This is a genomic window from Streptomyces sp. NPDC001914 (assembly GCF_042891215.1).
GTDB lineage: Bacteria > Actinomycetota > Actinomycetes > Streptomycetales > Streptomycetaceae > Streptomyces.
On sequence record NZ_JBIASW010000005.1, the window covers coordinates 435645 to 451939 of the forward strand.

At 68.7% G+C, this 16295-nt stretch carries 20 protein-coding genes, 1 tRNA gene and 1 pseudogene; 17 read left to right on the top strand and 5 right to left on the bottom strand.

Features of this window, described 5'->3' with window-relative positions; all coding sequences use genetic code 11:
- Positions 1 to 13: 13 nt before the first annotated feature.
- The 3 genes and pseudogenes from ACFYYF_RS17500 to ACFYYF_RS17510 form a co-directional block, all read left to right on the top strand.
- Positions 14 to 877, top strand: coding sequence for an NAD(P)-dependent oxidoreductase (locus ACFYYF_RS17500; RefSeq protein ID WP_388776451.1), 864 nt, complete (start codon positions 14 to 16; stop codon positions 875 to 877).
- 94 nt (positions 878 to 971) lie between these two features.
- Complete coding sequence (locus ACFYYF_RS17505; RefSeq protein ID WP_388776454.1) at positions 972 to 1886, top strand: SDR family NAD(P)-dependent oxidoreductase; 915 nt, start codon at positions 972 to 974, stop codon at positions 1884 to 1886.
- Positions 1887 to 1987: 101 nt separating this feature from the next.
- Positions 1988 to 2367: pseudogene (locus tag ACFYYF_RS17510) on the top strand (helix-turn-helix domain-containing protein); the annotation flags it as partial.
- Between the two features lie 227 nt (positions 2368 to 2594).
- Here the strand turns inward: ACFYYF_RS17510 and ACFYYF_RS17515 are convergent.
- Positions 2595 to 2762, bottom strand: a complete 168-nt coding sequence (locus ACFYYF_RS17515; RefSeq protein WP_388776457.1) for a hypothetical protein — start codon at positions 2760 to 2762, stop codon at positions 2595 to 2597.
- A 39-nt stretch (positions 2763 to 2801) separates the two neighbouring features.
- Positions 2802 to 3194, bottom strand: coding sequence for a hypothetical protein (locus tag ACFYYF_RS17520; RefSeq protein WP_388776460.1), 393 nt, complete (start codon positions 3192 to 3194; stop codon positions 2802 to 2804).
- A gap of 492 nt (positions 3195 to 3686) precedes the next feature.
- Between ACFYYF_RS17520 and ACFYYF_RS17525 the strand changes: the two genes are divergently transcribed.
- The 13 genes from ACFYYF_RS17525 to xerC all read left to right on the top strand — a co-directional run bounded on the left by ACFYYF_RS17525 (position 3687) and on the right by xerC (position 13216).
- The gene (locus ACFYYF_RS17525; RefSeq protein WP_388776463.1) at positions 3687 to 4547 is read left to right on the top strand and encodes a helix-turn-helix domain-containing protein; all 861 of its coding nucleotides are present in this window, start codon (positions 3687 to 3689) and stop codon (positions 4545 to 4547) included.
- A gap of 92 nt (positions 4548 to 4639) precedes the next feature.
- A complete protein-coding gene (locus ACFYYF_RS17530; RefSeq protein WP_388776466.1) occupies positions 4640 to 5038 on the top strand; it encodes an ATP-binding protein in 399 nt (132 codons plus the stop codon).
- A gap of 175 nt (positions 5039 to 5213) precedes the next feature.
- Entirely contained in the window at positions 5214 to 6065 is an 852-nt protein-coding gene (locus ACFYYF_RS17535) for a sigma-70 family RNA polymerase sigma factor (protein ID WP_388776469.1), read from the top strand.
- On the top strand, positions 6062 to 6883 hold the full coding sequence (locus tag ACFYYF_RS17540) for a protein phosphatase 2C domain-containing protein (RefSeq protein ID WP_388776472.1): 822 nt from the start codon (positions 6062 to 6064) through the stop codon (positions 6881 to 6883). The genes ACFYYF_RS17535 and ACFYYF_RS17540 overlap by 4 nt, the downstream gene beginning before the upstream one ends.
- A 176-nt stretch (positions 6884 to 7059) precedes the next feature.
- The gene (locus ACFYYF_RS17545) at positions 7060 to 7407 is read left to right on the top strand and encodes a hypothetical protein (RefSeq protein WP_388776475.1); all 348 of its coding nucleotides are present in this window, start codon (positions 7060 to 7062) and stop codon (positions 7405 to 7407) included.
- Positions 7408 to 7412: 5 nt separating this feature from the next.
- Positions 7413 to 8771, top strand: coding sequence for an FtsK/SpoIIIE domain-containing protein (locus tag ACFYYF_RS17550; protein ID WP_388776478.1), 1359 nt, complete (start codon positions 7413 to 7415; stop codon positions 8769 to 8771).
- Between the two features lie 86 nt (positions 8772 to 8857).
- The gene (locus ACFYYF_RS17555; RefSeq protein ID WP_388776481.1) at positions 8858 to 9559 is read left to right on the top strand and encodes a DUF2637 domain-containing protein; all 702 of its coding nucleotides are present in this window, start codon (positions 8858 to 8860) and stop codon (positions 9557 to 9559) included.
- A gap of 17 nt (positions 9560 to 9576) precedes the next feature.
- The gene (locus ACFYYF_RS17560) at positions 9577 to 9756 is read left to right on the top strand and encodes a mobile element transfer protein (protein WP_356753204.1); all 180 of its coding nucleotides are present in this window, start codon (positions 9577 to 9579) and stop codon (positions 9754 to 9756) included.
- A 15-nt stretch (positions 9757 to 9771) separates the two neighbouring features.
- Positions 9772 to 9927, top strand: a complete 156-nt coding sequence (locus tag ACFYYF_RS17565) for a hypothetical protein (RefSeq protein ID WP_388776485.1) — start codon at positions 9772 to 9774, stop codon at positions 9925 to 9927.
- 26 nt (positions 9928 to 9953) lie between these two features.
- Positions 9954 to 10262, top strand: coding sequence for a SpdD protein (locus ACFYYF_RS17570; RefSeq protein ID WP_388776487.1), 309 nt, complete (start codon positions 9954 to 9956; stop codon positions 10260 to 10262).
- Positions 10263 to 10359: 97 nt separating this feature from the next.
- On the top strand, positions 10360 to 11706 hold the full coding sequence (locus tag ACFYYF_RS17575) for a replication initiator (RefSeq protein ID WP_388776489.1): 1347 nt from the start codon (positions 10360 to 10362) through the stop codon (positions 11704 to 11706).
- Positions 11703 to 11909 carry an excisionase family DNA-binding protein gene (locus ACFYYF_RS17580; protein WP_388776491.1) on the top strand — a complete coding sequence of 69 codons (207 nt, stop codon included), beginning with the start codon at positions 11703 to 11705 and terminating at the stop codon, positions 11907 to 11909. The genes ACFYYF_RS17575 and ACFYYF_RS17580 overlap by 4 nt, the downstream gene beginning before the upstream one ends.
- Positions 11897 to 13216, top strand: a complete 1320-nt coding sequence (xerC, locus tag ACFYYF_RS17585) for a tyrosine recombinase XerC (protein WP_388776494.1) — start codon at positions 11897 to 11899, stop codon at positions 13214 to 13216. Before ACFYYF_RS17580 ends, xerC begins: the two co-directional genes overlap by 13 nt.
- A 74-nt stretch (positions 13217 to 13290) precedes the next feature.
- Here xerC and ACFYYF_RS17590 read toward each other — a convergent pair.
- From ACFYYF_RS17590 to ACFYYF_RS17600, 3 genes are all read right to left on the bottom strand, one after another.
- Positions 13291 to 13364: transfer RNA gene (locus ACFYYF_RS17590), tRNA-Pro, on the bottom strand.
- 28 nt (positions 13365 to 13392) lie between these two features.
- Positions 13393 to 14193: a Pr6Pr family membrane protein gene (locus ACFYYF_RS17595; RefSeq protein ID WP_388776496.1), complete on the bottom strand. Its 801-nt coding sequence runs from the start codon at positions 14191 to 14193 to the stop codon at positions 13393 to 13395.
- 406 nt (positions 14194 to 14599) lie between these two features.
- Complete coding sequence (locus ACFYYF_RS17600; protein WP_361693003.1) at positions 14600 to 15526, bottom strand: metallophosphoesterase; 927 nt, start codon at positions 15524 to 15526, stop codon at positions 14600 to 14602.
- Positions 15527 to 15696: 170 nt separating this feature from the next.
- Between ACFYYF_RS17600 and ACFYYF_RS17605 the strand changes: the two genes are divergently transcribed.
- Complete coding sequence (locus ACFYYF_RS17605) at positions 15697 to 16161, top strand: GatB/YqeY domain-containing protein (RefSeq protein ID WP_361693035.1); 465 nt, start codon at positions 15697 to 15699, stop codon at positions 16159 to 16161.
- Positions 16162 to 16295: the final 134 nt, after the last annotated feature.

Here is a 16295-nt window from a genome sequence, read left to right on the forward strand (position 1 = left end):
GAAGGTGACCGCAGTGAGCAGCCCCGAACAGCAGAGTTCAGCCGTCGGCTTCATCGGCCTGGGAGACCAGGGTGCGCCCATGGCCCAGGCGATCGCGGACCGTGGCTTCGACCTCCACGCGTGGGCCCGGCGCCCGACGTCGTTGGAGGCGGTGGGAGACGTCCCTCATACCGTTCACGCCACGGTTGTCGATCTCGTGGCCGCCAGCGACATCCTGGCGCTGTGCCTGCGCGATGACAGCGACATCTGGGACGTTCTGAATACTCCGGGGGTACGCGAGCACCTCCGGCCGGGGACTGTCGTCGTCAATCACGGCACTGGAGATCCGGGCGAGAACGTGAAGATCGCCGAGTCTCTTCGCAGCCTTGGCGCCTCCTACTTGGATGCTCCGGTCAGCGGCGGCGGCCCGGGGGCCAAGGCACGCACCCTGACTACGTTCGTCGGCGGCGACGAGGGCGCCTTCGACCGGTGCTCACCGGTGTTCGCCACCTTCTCCACCCGCGTCAGCCATATGGGCCCGGTCGGGAGCGGTCAGATGACCAAGCTCCTCAACAACGCCATGACAATGTCGAACCTGAAGAACGCCGTGGACCTGGTCCACCTCGCCCAGCAGCTCCAGGCAGACATCCCGGCCCTCCTCGACGTGATCTCCGACAGCAGCGGAGGCAGCGCCGCACTGCGCGCGCTCGTCACCGTCGTCACCCCAGATATCGCCCCCCACCTGCAGGGCCTGATGCGCAAGGACATCGAGCACTTCGCCGACGCCATACGAGCCCAGGGCCTCGACCCGGAAGAACTGCGCCACCGTGCACTGGCCGGCGCCGACGGACTGGTGGAGACAGTCGCCCTCGTAACCGCACCAGGCCATGCCGCCTGATACCCACGTCACCCCCCTCGGATGCCCACGGGCCCTCTCCGCGCCGGCATCCCCAACCTCCACTCCCCCGCGCTCTCGCGAAAGACATCTGCTCATGACTCGCATCACGACCCCCTTCGGCTTCTCCTCCACCGCTGACGAAGTCGCCCGCGGCATCGACCTCTCCGGACGGCGCGCGATCATCACCGGCGCCACCTCCGGCATCGGCATCGAGACCGCCCGGACCCTGGCAGCCACCGGCGCCCAGGTGACGCTGGCCGTACGCAACACGGCGGCCGGTGAAGCAACCGCTGCCGACATCACCGAAACCACCGGCAACAAGGACATCCACATCGCCCGCCTCGACGTCTCGGACCGCACCTCGGTGGACGCCTTCGTACAGGCGTGGGACGGGCCGCTCCACCTCTTGGTCAACAACGCCGGGATCATGGCCACGCCCCAACTCGAACGCACCCCGGAGGGCTGGGAGTTGCAGTTCGCCACCAATCACCTCGGCCACTTCGCCCTGGCCACCGGCCTGCACGGCGCACTGGCCGCCGACGGCAACGCACGCATCGTGGCTGTCAGCTCCAGCGGACATCTGGTCTCCCCGGTTGTCTTCGACGACATCAACTTCCGCTACCGCCCCTACGACCCGCTGGTGGCCTACGGGCAGTCCAAGACCGCCACCGTGCTCTTCGCCGTCGAGGCAAGCCGCCGCTGGGCGGCCGACGGGATCACTGCCAACGCCCTCATGCCCGGCGCCATTGCCACCAACCTACAGCGCCACACCGGCGGCCTCAGGACCCCGCCCGAGCGCCGCAAGTCCCCCCAGCAGGGCGCCGCAACCTCCGTGCTGCTGGCCACGTCTCCTCAGCTGGAAGGCATCGGCGGCCGCTACTTCGAAGACTGCAACGAAGCCGTCCGGGTCTTCGACGGCAACGGCTGGGCCGCCGGCGTCGCACCGTACGCACTCGACACCGCCAACGCGGAGCACCTGTGGGAGGAGTCCCTGCGACTCCTGTCCTGACCCCTCCGCCACCCACTCGCGGCCACCCACACCACGGCCGGGCACACCAGCCACCACTCGTGCGCCCGGCCGCCTCCATGCGTAGATCCAGAAAGACGTTCATGCCCCACCGCAACGCGCCCCTGACCGAAACCGGCCGCCTCCGCCTGGTCTATGCGTGGTACGGGACGGCTGGCCGCTACGACGGGCAGCCGAACGCTTCCAAGTTTCACCCACAACCGCCAAACGATGGGCGGACCGCTACCGCGAGCAGGGCGAGGTCGGAATGCGCGACCGGTCAAGTCGTCCTCACCTCAGCCCATGCCGCACTCCGACCCGCACTGAGCGGCGCATCATCAAGGTCCGCGTCCTGAGTCGCTGGGGCCCAGCCCGCATCGCCTACCTGCTCGGTCTCAATCCCTCCACCGTGCACCGCGTACTCAGCCGATATCGAATCGCCCGGCTGTCGCACCTGGACCGTGCCACGGGAGGGTCAATACAACTAGGTCGGGCGAGTCCCCTGGGCGAGTCCAGCCGTACACGGTCTTGAAAACCGTCGTGGCGCGAGTCACCGTGGGTTCAAATCCCACACCCACCGCCAGCAGAAACGGACCCTGACCAGGTAAATCGGTCAGGGTCCGTTCTCATGCCCGGTGTCCGCCGGCCCCCGCGACTCCCCGCTGTTTCCCGACCGAACGGGCACGAGAGGGGCACGTCGACTGGCGCCCTCTATGCGTAGGTAGCCAGCAGCACGGAAAGTAGCCCGGCCGCCGCAGCAGTGAAGACCCGTGGCTTCCTCCAGCCCGGCCCTGAAGCCTGGCGGTTCAGCTCCCACATGAACACCAGACAGCTGCCAAGGCCAAGCGCGTCGCGCAGCAGGAAAATGGTGGTGCTCACCGGGCGCCTCCAGGAGCCTTCGAACGGCAGACGCTCATTTCAGTAACCGAAGATCGCGCAGTCTTTGGAAGCGATGCCAGCGAGTTCACACGCGGCTGCGTCTTCCTGGCTCGCGGATGGGTGTTGCTGGAGATACGCCGCTGTCGCGCGCGTCCCGGCGTCGAAGCAGGTCGGATTCTGTCTCACGATCATGCCGAGGATCTTCAGTCGTGCCGTGGCGATCTCGTACTGTCTGTTGGTGTCTACACCTTGCGCGATCCGCTGCTGCTGCTTCCGGAACTGGCCGGCCCGTGCCTCGAATTCCTGGTTCGCCTGCGCGCACGTGGTCGACTGCTTGGACGCGTCGGCGTTCTGCGTTGCTCCAACGGCATACCCGCCCAGGGCGAATGTGATTGCTCCTGCGCTGACCAGCGCGATCATCGAACGCTTCATGGCCGGGGATCGTATACGCCCAGGTGAGGCCACTCGTCACCGGTGCCCACCGGCCTGCGGTCGACAACGCTGAGAGGTTGGCTCCGAGACTTTGGGCGGGAGCTGCCATGGGGCGAGTGATCATGGCCCCTTAAGCTTCCGGCGAGTCGGGCAGTCTGTGGACCTGCCCGTTAAAGCACGACGCTGGGGCCATGATCTTCGAGGCTCGCCCCATGGTGGCTGCCTAAAGTCTCGGAGCCAACCGGCCCCGCCAGCGTCTGTGCGGGAGCTCCCTCGTGCCTCGGACTTCTCCACGTGGGCGCGCGTTGGCGCAGCCCGCCGGAGCGGGCCGAAGGCAGGAGCGGCGGCGGAGCGGAGCCAGGAGCGCGCCCGGCGGAGCGGAGCGCAGCCGGGGCTTGAACCAGTAGAGAAAGTTTGAATCACGCGGGATCTTGGGGTCGGTGTGATCGTTCGCGCTGGGTGCTCGTCAGGCGTTGGTGTAGAACGCTGGGTATGGGGAGTGAGCGGCAGGAACGAATGCGGGCGCTGGGGGCACATCTTCGAGCTCTGCGGGTTGATGCCAGCCTGACGGGCGCCGTGTTGGCGCAGCGGGCTGGGGTTGGGCAGCCGACGGTTTCCAAGGTGGAGAACGGGCGCATGGTTCCCAGTCGTGACGTCCTCGATCGGCTGTCCGGAGCTCTTGGCCTGGATGCCTCTCTCGTCTTGGAGCTGCGGGCGGCTCTCGCCGAAGTTGAGTCGGCTCCTTCCGCGGACGCAGACGAGAGCCTGTCGGGCTTGAGCGTTTCCGCGGATGCCGTTGTCGACCTGGCGGTGCGCGGGGCCCGGCTCGTTCGGTCGTTCCAGTGTGTGGTTCTGCCGGCCATGCTTCAGAGCGCAGAGTACGCGCGGCATGTCTTCGCAAGCGCGCCCGGTGCTGCTGCGGCCGAGGTGGGCAAGGCTGTTGCGGCTCGGGTGGATCGGCAGAGCGTCTTGTACGAACCCGGGCGAGAGTCCGTCTTCGTGGTGACGGAGGGCGTGCTGCGGACGTGGCCTGGTAGCCCGGCGCTGATGCTTGCTCAGCTCGACCGACTGCTCGCGGTGGAGAGCCTGACCACTGTGCGGTTCGGGGTGCTCCCGTGGGACCGACCGGTGCCGGTCATGCCGCGGCACGGCTTCACGCTGTGCGATCAAGAGACGGTGGTCGTGGAGGCCTTCCGGGATGAGCGGACGGAGAAGGACCCGGACGTGTTCGCGTCGTACGAGGAGTTGTTCGGCCAGTTCGAGCGTGCGGCCGTCTTCGGTGATGAGGCGCGGGAACTGCTGATGCGGATCATGGGTGAACTGCGAGTCCTGCCCGAGGACGTCACTCCATAGAGGAATAATTCCTCTGAATGCCTAGAGGGTCGGCGCGTCTAGGAATACTCTGCCTGCGTGCTGTCTAGCCCTCTAGACGAGGAGTGTTCCTCTTGCTTGCGAAGTGGTGCCGTCCGTTCCCTGGCCTGCCGCAACAGGTCGCTGAAGCCCGATACTTCGTCGCCGCCCTGATGGAGGCCGAGGGCCCCCGCATGGTGGAAAACGCCGTCCTCATCGTCAGTGAGCTGGCGTCCAATGCGGTCCGGCACTCCCGGAGCGGTCGCAAAGGCGGCTGGTTCCTCGTGATCGTCGTACTAGACGACGACCGGGTACGCATCGAGGTGATTGACGAGGGGGGCGACGACAGACCGCAACTGCTCGCCGCCAACGACTGGGAGGAGGAGGGCGGGCGCGGGCTGCTGTTGATGGCGACCTGCGCCAAAGACTGGGGAGTGAAGGAGCGGATGCACGGCCGGTCTGTCTGGGCCGAGCTCGCCCGAGCTGGCGCATGATTCCCGTCGTCCTGGTCGGCCGCGCCGCATGCCCCGCTGGCGGCGGGGGGTGAGCCCCCGCGGGGTCCCTGGCTATCGGTCCGGCTTCTATGTGGTTGAAGTTCGTACGGGACGGCGTCTCCCACCCGAATCGTCTAGGGCCCTAGACTCCTGGATGTATCTAGGAGGTGTGGGCATGTCGGACGAGCTGCAGCGGATCGCGGCCATCGATGATCCGTACTTGCTGCTGCGTGAGGTCACCACCAGGTTGGCCGACGCTCAGCAGGAAGTTACGGAGCTCGCTCGGCTGCGCCGGCGCGTAGTGCAGGACCTGCACGCGCAGGGGCTGTCGTACGCGCAGATCGCAGCGAAGGCCGGCCTGAGCCGCGGACGCATTCATCAGATCCGGCATACCGGGCCGGCTCCCGAAGGGGCCTTTCTCGGGCGGGGCGCCGTCACCGTGGCCACTCCTCTGCGTCGCGATGACGAGCGTGGGCGCACGGTGGTCGCTGTGGACGACGTCAGTTCGGGCAAGCGACTGGAGGACCTGGCGCGATCGTACGGGCTCGATGTCCAGTCCGAGCACGTGTCGGTGAGCGGCGAGATCGACCTCGACCGCGACGGCCTGGTCGTGGTCTGCGGCCCCCGGATGTCCCAGCAGATGTGGGACACCTACGGCCAAGATCCGGTGCTTCGCTGGAAGCAGGCGGACGACGGGCCGTGGACGGTTGTCGACGGGCGCACGGGCGCTGTGTACCGGTCTGGGCAGGACAGCAACCCGGCTCGCCCGTACGACGTCGGGTACCTTGGCAGGCTGCCTCGGCCGGATGGAGCGGGCTCGCTGTTGGCCATCGCCGGAATTCACACTCAAGGCTCCCTCGGCGTCGTCCAGTTGCTCTCCTCCGACCTGAACAGCCTGTGGGGGCAGGTCGGTGAGCATCGCTTCTCCACTCTCGTCGGAGTCGAGTACGACCCCGAAACCGGCGAACCTCGCAGCGTCGAACTGCTCTGCCCGCTCTACCGTCACGCCGAGGAGCCGGAGGCGTGACGATCGCGCTGGTCTCGCTCCCGGCGGCATCCGACGTGCCGAATGAGGATTTCGCCGCCGCCTCATCCGGGGTGGCGGTCCTCCTCGATGGTGCGGGGGTGGCCGGGGGTGAGACCGGCTGTAAGCACGGTGTCGCCTGGTTCTCCGCAACGCTGGGCGGGGTTCTGCTCGGCACGCTCGTTGAGCAGTCGGGCCTCCCGCTGGTCGAGTGTCTGAGCCATGCGATCCGCACTGTCGGGTCCCTGCACGAGGATGACTGCGACCTGCGCCACCCGGCCAGCCCAACCAGTACCGTCGTCGCCGCGAGGACCAAGGCGGGCGCTCTGGAATACCTCGTCCTGGGAGACTCGGCGCTCCTCATGGCCGGCCGTGACGGCACGGTCGACGTCGTCACGGATCGACGATTGGACGAGGTGGGCAAGCAACTACGCGGACCCGTGGATTCCTTGCCCACAGGGTCGCCCGAACACGCTGCCGCTCTCGCCGAGTACAGGACTGCCCTTACCCGGCTGCGGAACCGGCCCGAGGGCTTCTGGATTGCCGGGCCCGACCCGGAAGCGGCCCAACATGCGCTCACCGGTTCTGTTCCGCTGGACTCCTTGGCGTCCGTGGCCCTGATGAGCGACGGGGCCACCCGCCTCGTAGACCGGTTCGAACTCGCCACATGGGATGAGCTGTTCGCACTCGTCGCCGCGTCCGGTCCTGCCGAGGCAATCCGCCAGGTGCGCGACGCGGAAGCCGGTGACTCTGACGGCCGGCGATGGCCGCGGGGCAAGGCCCGTGACGATGCCACGGTGCTGCACTGGGTGCTGCCGTAGTCGCTGCGGCCCACCGCGCCTTGCGTTTACCCCCCTAGACAGTTGATGGGTCGTCGGCTTACCGTTGTCGTCAACCCCCCTAGACGGTTGGGGTGGCTCCCCCCTTTGCCGTCTAGGGGGGTATCCAATCGAGATGGCGTCGAAAGTGGCGCCACCGACTCAGTGAGGTCAACAGAATGCGTGTTATCCCCGTGGACACTTCGGCCGCGACGCTCCTCGTCACCAAGCTGCCCGAGGTGAAGGTGAAGGACCGGCAGACGGGCGAGATCGCCGTAGACCCGGTCACCAACGACCGGCTGATGGTGCTGGAGGTGGTGTTCATCGCCCAGGGCGGCTCGGACATGGTCAAGGTGACCGTGCCCGCCAAGGGCATCGGTGAGGGCCTGGTCATGGGTACGCCGGTGATTCTTTCCGGCCTGATCGCGCGGCCTTGGGAGAGCGAGTTCGGCGGCCGGGCCCGGCACGGGATCGCCTATCGGGCCGATGCCGTCATGGCCAACGTCCCCGCCTCGGTGCAGGGCTGAACGCCATGACCGACTCCGTGTGGACGCTGCTCCTGGCGCTGGTGATGCTGGGCGTGGTCTTGCAGGTGCTGCGGCGCCGGTTACCGGTCGTCTTCTGGTGGCTCATCGGGTATCCGGTCGTCGCGCTGCGCGTGATCACCACTTACCGCGCCACGATGGACGCGTGCGGTCTGACCGTTCCGGCCTCGGCTGTACGGCGAGCGACGGCCCGGATGATGGGACGGGAGGCGGGGCCTGTTCCGCCGCGCCGATCGCTTCCGCTGCCCACAAGTTCTGGGCTCGTGATGCGACTGCGCATGGCGACCGGGCAGGCTCCGGAGGACTTTGCCGCCTCCGCCGACCGGTTGCGCCATGCCTGGGCGGCGCATGCCGTCCACATCCGGCCGACCAAGCCGGGACGTCTCGAACTGCGGCTCATCGGCTGGGACGTGCTCGCCAACGTGCGTCCCGCCCGGCGCCGGCTCGCTGGCGGACCGCTGACTCTGCCTCTCGCCCTGCGGGACGACGGGAGTTGGCACGTACGGGACTTCCGTACCGTGCCGCACGAACTGATCCTCGGTGCCACTCAGTCTGGTAAGTCCGTCTACCTGCGCAACCTGCTGTGCGGTCTGGCCCGGCAACGGGTCGTCCTCGTCGGCATCGACTGCAAGTGGGGCGTTGAACTGGCGCCGTTCGCGCCCCGGTTGTCCGCGCTCGCCGATACTTCCGACCGTGCGAACGAACTCCTGGACGTCCTCTTGGAGGAGATGGAGGAGCGGTTCCGGCTGATCGGTGTCACCTCTGGAGCGGGCCCAGATGCCGTGCTCACGTCCGACGTGTGGGGACTGCCCGACGTGGTCCGGCCCGTGCCGATCGTGGTCGTCGTCGACGAGGTGGCGGAACTCTTCCTCGCCGCGAGCCGCGATGACGAGAAGCGCCGGGACGCAATGGTCACCAAGCTGATCCGCATCGCCCAGCTCGGCCGCGCCGCGGGCATCTACCTGGAGGTGTGCGGGCAGCGCTTCGGCTCCGAACTTGGCAAGGGCGCCACCATGTTGCGGGCCCAGCTCACCGGCCGTGTCTGCCACCGGGTCAACGACGAGTCCTCCGCGAACATGGCCCTGGCCGACATCTCCCCGGAGGCGGCGCTCGCCGCGACGGGCATTCCCGCCGACTGCCCCGGTGTGGCCGTCGTCGGTGACTCCTCGGGCGGCTGGTCCCGTGCCCGCTCACCACACCTCACCCTGGACGACGCCGCGGCCGTCTGCCGCGCCACCGTCGACCTGGTCCCGGACCTGCCCCGCCTCGCCGCCTTTCGGCCGGCCGTCGCTCCGGAGAAGTCCACACCTGCCGCTGTGGCTGCCCCGCGCCCCGTAACCGAGTAGCAGCACCTCATTCCCCCGGTCGGCGTGACCGCCTCGCGCCGTGTCCCTACCTCTCCCATGCCTCGAACCGGAAGGAGTCCGTGCCGATGCGTGCCTTCCTGGCCCGTGTGGACGCCGTGATCATCCAAGCCGTCATCGCGGGCGCCCTGTCCTTCTCCCACCTGCACGACCTCGCCGAGGCGGCCGGACAGGGCGGCTGGAAGGCGTGGGCCTACCCCGTCTCCGTCGACCTGCTCTTGGTCGCTGCCTGGCGGCGGATGCGCGAACAGCAACGTGCCGGGCTCCCGGCCGGTGGGTCTCGGCTGTGGTTCCTGGTCGCCCTTGCGGCATCCCTCGGCGCGAACATCGCCACCGCCGGACTCCTCGACCTGACCGACGTCCCTGCCCTGCTCCGCGTGGTCGTCGCGGGCTGGCCGGCGGTGGCCTTCTTCGGCGGCACGCTGCTGGCCCACACGCCCCGCACCGCGGAGGGCGCCGACCGTAGTGCGTCGACTGGGTCCGAGGTGGGGGAGCCGATTTCGCTCGTCCGCACTCCCGCGATCGTCGAACCGACAATCAGCGGCCCGGCGGAGCCCAACCTCATCCCGGCCTTGGAGCCCCTGGCCGACTCGGGCCCGGCACCGGTGACCGCCTCGACCTTCCACCTTCCGCCCGCCCTCGTCGACCGTGCCCAAGCTCTCGCCCGAGAGCTTCACTCCAGTACCGGCGAACCCGCCGACCCCGACACCGTCCGTGCTCGGCTCGGCCTGCCCGCGTCCATGACGCCGGCCGTCGCCGCGCACCTCTGACCAGGGAGACGCCCGCCATGACCCCGCGCTTCCGCGACGTTCGCCGCATCGGCCCCGTTCAGGTCGCCTCTTACCTCTCCCGAGGCCGAAACCGACACGTCGCAGCCTGCACCGCCCCGCACTGCGACTTCTCCGCCGAGTACGACAGCCGCGCTGCCGCCGAACTCGCCGCCCGCATCCACCGCTGCCGCGCCTGACAGGAGACGACAGACATGCACGTTCCGCTCTGGCTCGCCCTCCTTGTCGTCGGGGCCCTCGGGGTCCGGCTGGCCCGCCCACCGTGGTGGCTCGTCGTCGTGCTCCTCCTGGGCGGCTACCTCGCCGCCGGGAGCTTCCTCGCCCCCGCCATCGACCCCGCCCTCAAGTAGCGCCCGAACAGAAGGGAGTCCGCTCCATGTTCAAGCCCAAGTACCCGCCCATGGACACCGCCCCGGTACTCGCCGCGCCGCCCTCGACCGTCCACAGCCCGGTTCCCCTCCAGCGCGGTGCGGTGCCTGCTCCCATGGTCGGGGTGACTTCGAGCCGTCCTGCCGTGCAGCTCACCCCGGGAGGCGTGCTGACCCTCGTGGTGGGCGGCTCCGCCGTCGTCCTGGTCGTGGGCGCCGTCCTGGTCTCCATGCTTCTTGCCGTCGCGATCACCGCCGCTTCCGTGGCTGTCTGCGGGGTCACCGTGCGCTCGATCCTCAAGAGCGACCGTCCTTGACCTCATCTCTTCCGCGCCTTGGCCTGCCCATGCTGTCTAGCCCCCTGGACGGGCCAGACGTCGTCACGAACCCGTTCCCTCAAGGAGGAACCCGCACATGCGCCCCGAGGCTCCGACCGGAGCCGTCCGCCAACTGGCGGCCCTCGCCCAACACGGCGACCTCAGCACCTACGCGCACCAGATCCAACGACTCGGCGGCTGCGAGCGACCCGTACGGATGGAGGGTCACCGCCTGGACGTCCTCGCCGCCACCGGCGAAATTGTCCGAGAGATCGTCGACCGCGACCTTCCCGCCGGACAACTCCTCATCCGCTGCAACAACCGCCGCGCAACCCGCTGCGCCGCCTGCGCCGAGGTCTACCGCAAGGACACCTTCCACCTCGTCACAGCCGGCCTGAGCGGCGGCAAGGGCATCGGCCCCGCGGTCGCCGAACACCCCCGCGTCTTCGCCACCTTCACCGCGCCGTCCTTCGGCCCCGTCCACAACCGGCCTGCTGGTGGTCGCTGCCGCTGCGGGCTCCTGCACGCGGATGGAGACGCCGTTCTCGGCACCCCGCTGGCCGCGGACCGCTACGACTACCGCGCCGCCGTCCTGTGGAATGCCCACGCCGGTGCCTTATGGGCCCGCTTCGTCACGTACCTCCGCCAGCAGCTCGCGTCTCGCGCGGGCATCGGCCGTTCGGAGCTGCGCGACTGCCTCAAGGTGTCGTACGCCAAGGTCGCCGAGTATCAGCGACGGGGCGCCGTCCACTTCCATGCCGTGATCCGCCTCGACGGCCCGGAAGGAGCCGAGGACACCCCGCCGGTCTGGGCCACCACCGAACTCCTCACCGACGCCATCCGCTCGGCCGCCAAGCTTGCCGAGACACCCGGCCCGGTCTTGGACGACCGCGCCCACACTTTCCGCTTTGGCGAACAACTCGACGTCCGCCCCATCCAGTCCGCGGACTTCACCGGCCCCACGAACTTGAGCAGCCGTGCCGTCGCCGCCTACATCGCCAAGTACGCAACCAAGGGCGCCGAAAGCGCGACAGGCACGCTCGACCGTCCCATCCGCAACCCGATCACCGACCTCATCGGAGCCGAAGTCACGGACCACGCCCGGCAGATGATCCTCACCTGCTGGCGCCTCGGCGGCCTCCCCGAGCTCGAAGAACTGCGCCTTCGCAAGTGGGCCCACATGCTCGGTTTCCGCGGCCACTTCTCCACCAAGTCCCGCGCCTACTCCGTCACCCTCGGTGCCCTGCGCCAGGAACGCGCCGACCACAACGAAACGCTGACCCGCGAACGCGCCGCCGCGGCCGGGCATCCACTGCCCGACCCGGACACCGTGCTCGTCCTCTCGCACTGGCGGTTCGCCGGCACCGGTCTGACCGCTGCGGAAGCTCTGTTCGCCGCCTCACGCACACCCGCCCCCGACGGAGAAGGAGAACAAACCCCATGACCACGGCGACCCTTCACCGCAAGTGGCACACGACGGCTGAGGTCGCCGAAATGCTCGCCTTCAGCCTTTCCAAGACCAAGATGCTCGTCCTCACCGGCGAGATCCGTTCCGTCAAGATCGGCCGCAGTCGCCGCATCCTCCCGGCCTGGGTGGACGACTACGTGAACCGCTGTGCCGACGAATCCGAGAGGTGGTCCGCGTGAGCGGCAAGCGAGGCAACGGCGAAGGATCGATCTACCCCTACCGGAACGGCTATGCGGCCTATGCCTGGGTCACCACCCCGGAGGGGAATCGCAAGCGGAAGTACGTCTACGGACCGACCCGCAAGGACGTCCACGAGAAGTGGCTCAAGCTCCACAACGAAGCCAAGAAGGGGCCGGTGGCGACCAACATGCCTTCTCTTGCTCAGTACTTGGCCTACTGGCTTCGGGAGGTCGTGGAGCCGAACCTCCGGCCGCTGACCGCGGCGACCTACGAGACGACTGTGCGCCTCTACATCGTGCCGCTCCTCGGCTCCAAGCGGCTGGACCGGCTGACCGTGCAGGACATGCGCGGCTGGCTGAACAAGCTCGCTGACGCCTGCCAGTGCTGCGCCCAGGGCAAGGATGCCAAGCGGCCCGAGGAACGGCGACGGTGCTGCGCCATGGGGGAGTGCTGCCGACAGACGCTCTCGAAGCGCTCGGTCAATGACGCCCGGACCATCCTTCGCAGCGCGCTCACCAATGCCATGGTCGAGGAGCGCATCTCGAAGAACGTCGCCCAGCTCGTCAAGGTCCAGCGGGCCCGGCGGAAGCGGCCGGAACCCTGGTCGGTGGAGGAAGCCTGCGCCTTCCTGGAGAACGCCCAGATCTGGCGGGACTACCTCTACCCGGCGTACGTCCTGATCCTCGTTCTCGGCCTGCGCAAGGGAGAGGTCCTGGGCCTCACTTGGTCGGACGTGAACCTTGATACGGGAGAGCTGCACATTCGCCACCAGCTACAGCGGGTCCGCCGGCGTCTGCTGCACACCGACACGGCCAAGACGGAGGCCTCGGAGGCGGTGCTCCCGCTGCCCGACATCTGCCTGACCGCCCTCCGGCTCCGCCAGAAGGAGCAGCAGGCGGCGAAGGAGCGAGCCGCGGATCTCTGGACGGAATCAGACCTCGTCTTCACCACTCGCTACGGCACCCCGGTCGAGCCGAGGAACTTCACCCGTGAGTTCGACCGCCGCTGCGAACGCGCCGGCGTCCGCCGTATCCGTGTCCACGACACCCGCCACACCTGTGCATCGCTCCTGGCGGCTCTCGACGTCCACCCCCGGATCGCGATGCAGATTCTCCGCCATTCGGAGATCGCGGTCACGATGGAGGTCTACACGCACGTGCCCTCCGCCGAGACCCGCCGGGCGCTCCGCAAGCTCGGCAAGGCGCTGGGCGGCGGCAGCAAGCAGAAGAAGGAAAAGAAGGGGAAGCGCAAGCAGCAGGAGCGGGCGGAGGAGCCGTCGGCCGAGGACGGCCAGCAAGAGTCATAGCGGTTGCTGTACTCCACTGCTGTACGCACGACAGAGGCCACATACCAAAGCTGGTATGTGGCCTCTGACCTGTGTCGGGGTGGCGGGATTTGAACCCACGACCTCTTCGTCCCGAACGAAGCGCGCTGCCAAGCTGCGCTACACCCCGATTGTCGCTGCTCTCGCGGCGACGTCGTTTACTTTAGCCCACCGGTGGCCTGAGACGAAATCCGGTTTTCTGGGCGTCGGACGCGGCGTCGGACCGGGTCGGGGCGCACGTGGTCGAGGACGACGATCAGGAGGCCCAGGGCGTAGAAGGCGGTGCCGAGGATGGCGGTGTTGCCGAGGACACCTCCGTAGCCGTGCCGGTCGACGTCGACGAACGGGTAGAGGTAGCGGGCCGGGGTCCCGGGCGTCAGCATCGCGCCGCGGGCCAGGCTGAACGCCAGGTACGCGAGGGGATAGATCAGCCACGTCGCCGCGTTCCGCAGCGCCAGCGGGGTCGGGCGGGTCAGCAGCAGCCAGTCCAGGGCCACGGCGATCGGCGTGACCGTGTGGAGGAGCTGATTGGCGAGCGCGTGCCAGCCGGAGAGCGTGTCGTCGCCCCCGGTCATGGCGAACGGCGTCGACTCGTTCGCCAGGATCAGGTGGTAGACCAGGCCCGTGATCGAGATGTAGATCAATGTGCCGCCGGTCAGCACCCCGGGCAGGGGCCTGCGGGCCGACCAGGCGCGGCGGGCCGACGCCGCGAAGACCACGGCGACGAGCAGATTCGTCTGGATCGTGAAGTAGCTCAGCAGACGGGCCGGCGCTCCCAGCCTCATCTCGATGGCCACGCCCGTCGCCGCCGCGAGGGCCACCAGGACGCGGTAGACCGCCGCGGCCGGGCGGCGGGAGGGGGCCACCACCGCCGTCGCGGGGACGAAGGGGTGCGTCGACGGGATGATGCCCGGTATCGCGGGGAGATCGGGTATGTCCCTGGGCATGGGGGTGATCATGCCCTCACGCTAAGTGGAGCGATGTATTTGGGCGATATGTGTCGACCGGGTGGGTTACGCGGTCTGTGCATGTCGCCCAGCCAAGGGTCTGGCACAAGGGGGGCGTGGCGCCGACCGCGATGCCAGCCGGTGGTGCCGATCCGTGGTGGCGCTTCTTGGCGTCGTGTGGTGGCGTCGTGGGGTGGCGTGATGCGGTGGCGTCATGCAGTGGGGCCGTCCGCTGATGCCCCCGGACACCGCCGAGGCAGCCATTCCCCGGCGTCCCGGCGTCCCCGTCGTCACCGTTCGTGATCGACGGGACTCTGTGTCGTCCCGGCCTGTGGCGTGGCGCCCAAGAGCTCCGAGAACCCCCGGTGCCCGCGACGTCCCGGCGCCCCCGCCCCGGGAACCCCTACACCCGCTCCACCTACACCCGCTCCACCAGCGTCAGCAGTGACGCCTCCGGCGGGCAGGCGAAGCGGACCGGTGTGTAGCGGCTCGCGCCGCAGCCCGCTGAGACGTGCATGTACGACGTCCGGCCCTCCGCCGTGTGCCGGGAGAGGCCCTTGACGCGGTCCGTGTCCAGGTCGCAGTTGGTGACGAAGGCGCCGTAGAAGGGGAGGCAGATCTGGCCGCCGTGGGTGTGGCCCGCCAGGATCAGGGGGTAGCCGTCGGCCGTGAAGGCGTCCAGGCTGCGGAGGTACGGGGCGTGCACGACGCCCATCGAGAAGTCGGCGGACTCGGACGGGCCGCCGGCCACGCGCGCGTAGCGGTCACGCTTGATGTGCGGGTCGTCCACGCCCGTCAGCTCGATCTCCGTGCCCTCGATCTTCAGCGTCCCCCGGGTGTTCGTCAGGTTCAGCCAGCCCGCGGTGTCGAAACCGTCGCGCAGGTCCTCCCACGGGTTGTGGACGGCGCCCACGACCGGCTTGTTGCCGTTCAGTCCGTGACGGCCGGCCGCCTTCTCGAACAGGTAGCGGGCGGGGTTGCGCAGCGTGGGGCCGTAGTAGTCGTTCGAGCCGAAGACGTAGGCGCCCGGGAACTCCATCAGGGGGCCGAGCGCGTCCAGTACCTCGGGCACGCCCTCCGGGTCCGAGAGGTTGTCCCCGGTGTTGATCACGAAGTCCGGGCGCAGACCGGCGAGGGAGCGCAGCCAGCGCTGCTTCTTGCGCTGTCCGCTCACCATGTGGATGTCGGAGACCTGGAGCATGCGCAGCGGCCGCATCCCCGGCGGCAGAACCGGGACCGTCACCCGCCGCAGGCGGAAGGAACGGGCCTCGAACCCCGCCGAGTACAGCAGACCGGCGGCGCCCACCGCCGTGATTCCCAGGGGTACTCCGTATCGCGCGCGCATGCGCCCATCGTGTCAGACTCCGCCGAGCGCTCCTCACCCCCTGTGGACAGTACGGAAGTCCCCCTCCCGGACCGCGACGAACCCGAGCCCGGACGGCCCTTCCGGCCCCGGCTGGGCGCGCTGGGAAATCAACAGGCGTCCGCATCACCGCACCTGCGACACTTGGCGGCATGACCACGCTCAAGTCGAAGTTGCAGGAAGACCTCAACGCCGCGATCAAGGGGCGCGACGAGCTCCGCTCCTCGACGCTCCGGCTGACCCTCTCCGCGATCACCAATGAGGAGGTCGCGGGCAAGACCAAGCGCGAACTCTCCGATGACGAGGTGCAGAAGGTGATCGCCCGCGAGGCGAAGAAGCGTCGCGAGGCGGCCGAGGCCTTCACGCAGGGCGGGCGCGCCGAGTCGGCCGAGCGTGAGCGGGCCGAGGGCGAGATCCTCGCCGTGTATCTGCCCAAACAGCTCTCCGACGACGAGCTTCGGCAGATCGTCGCCCAGGCCGTCGAGGAGGCCAAGGCGGCTGGTGCCGAGGGTCCGCGCGCGATGGGTGCCGTCATGAAGATCGTGAACCCGAAGGTGGCCGGGCAGGCCGAGGGCGGCCGTGTCGCCGCCGTCGTGAAGCAGCTGCTCGCGGGCTGACGCCGGTCGGTCCTGAGCGGGCGGGCTGACGTCGCCCGGTGTCGGTCCAATGCCGGTGCCAATACTGGTGCCGGTTCTGGTCCTGGTGTCGCTCCAGTTCCAGTTCCACTTTCAGGACCAGTTCCAGTTCCAGG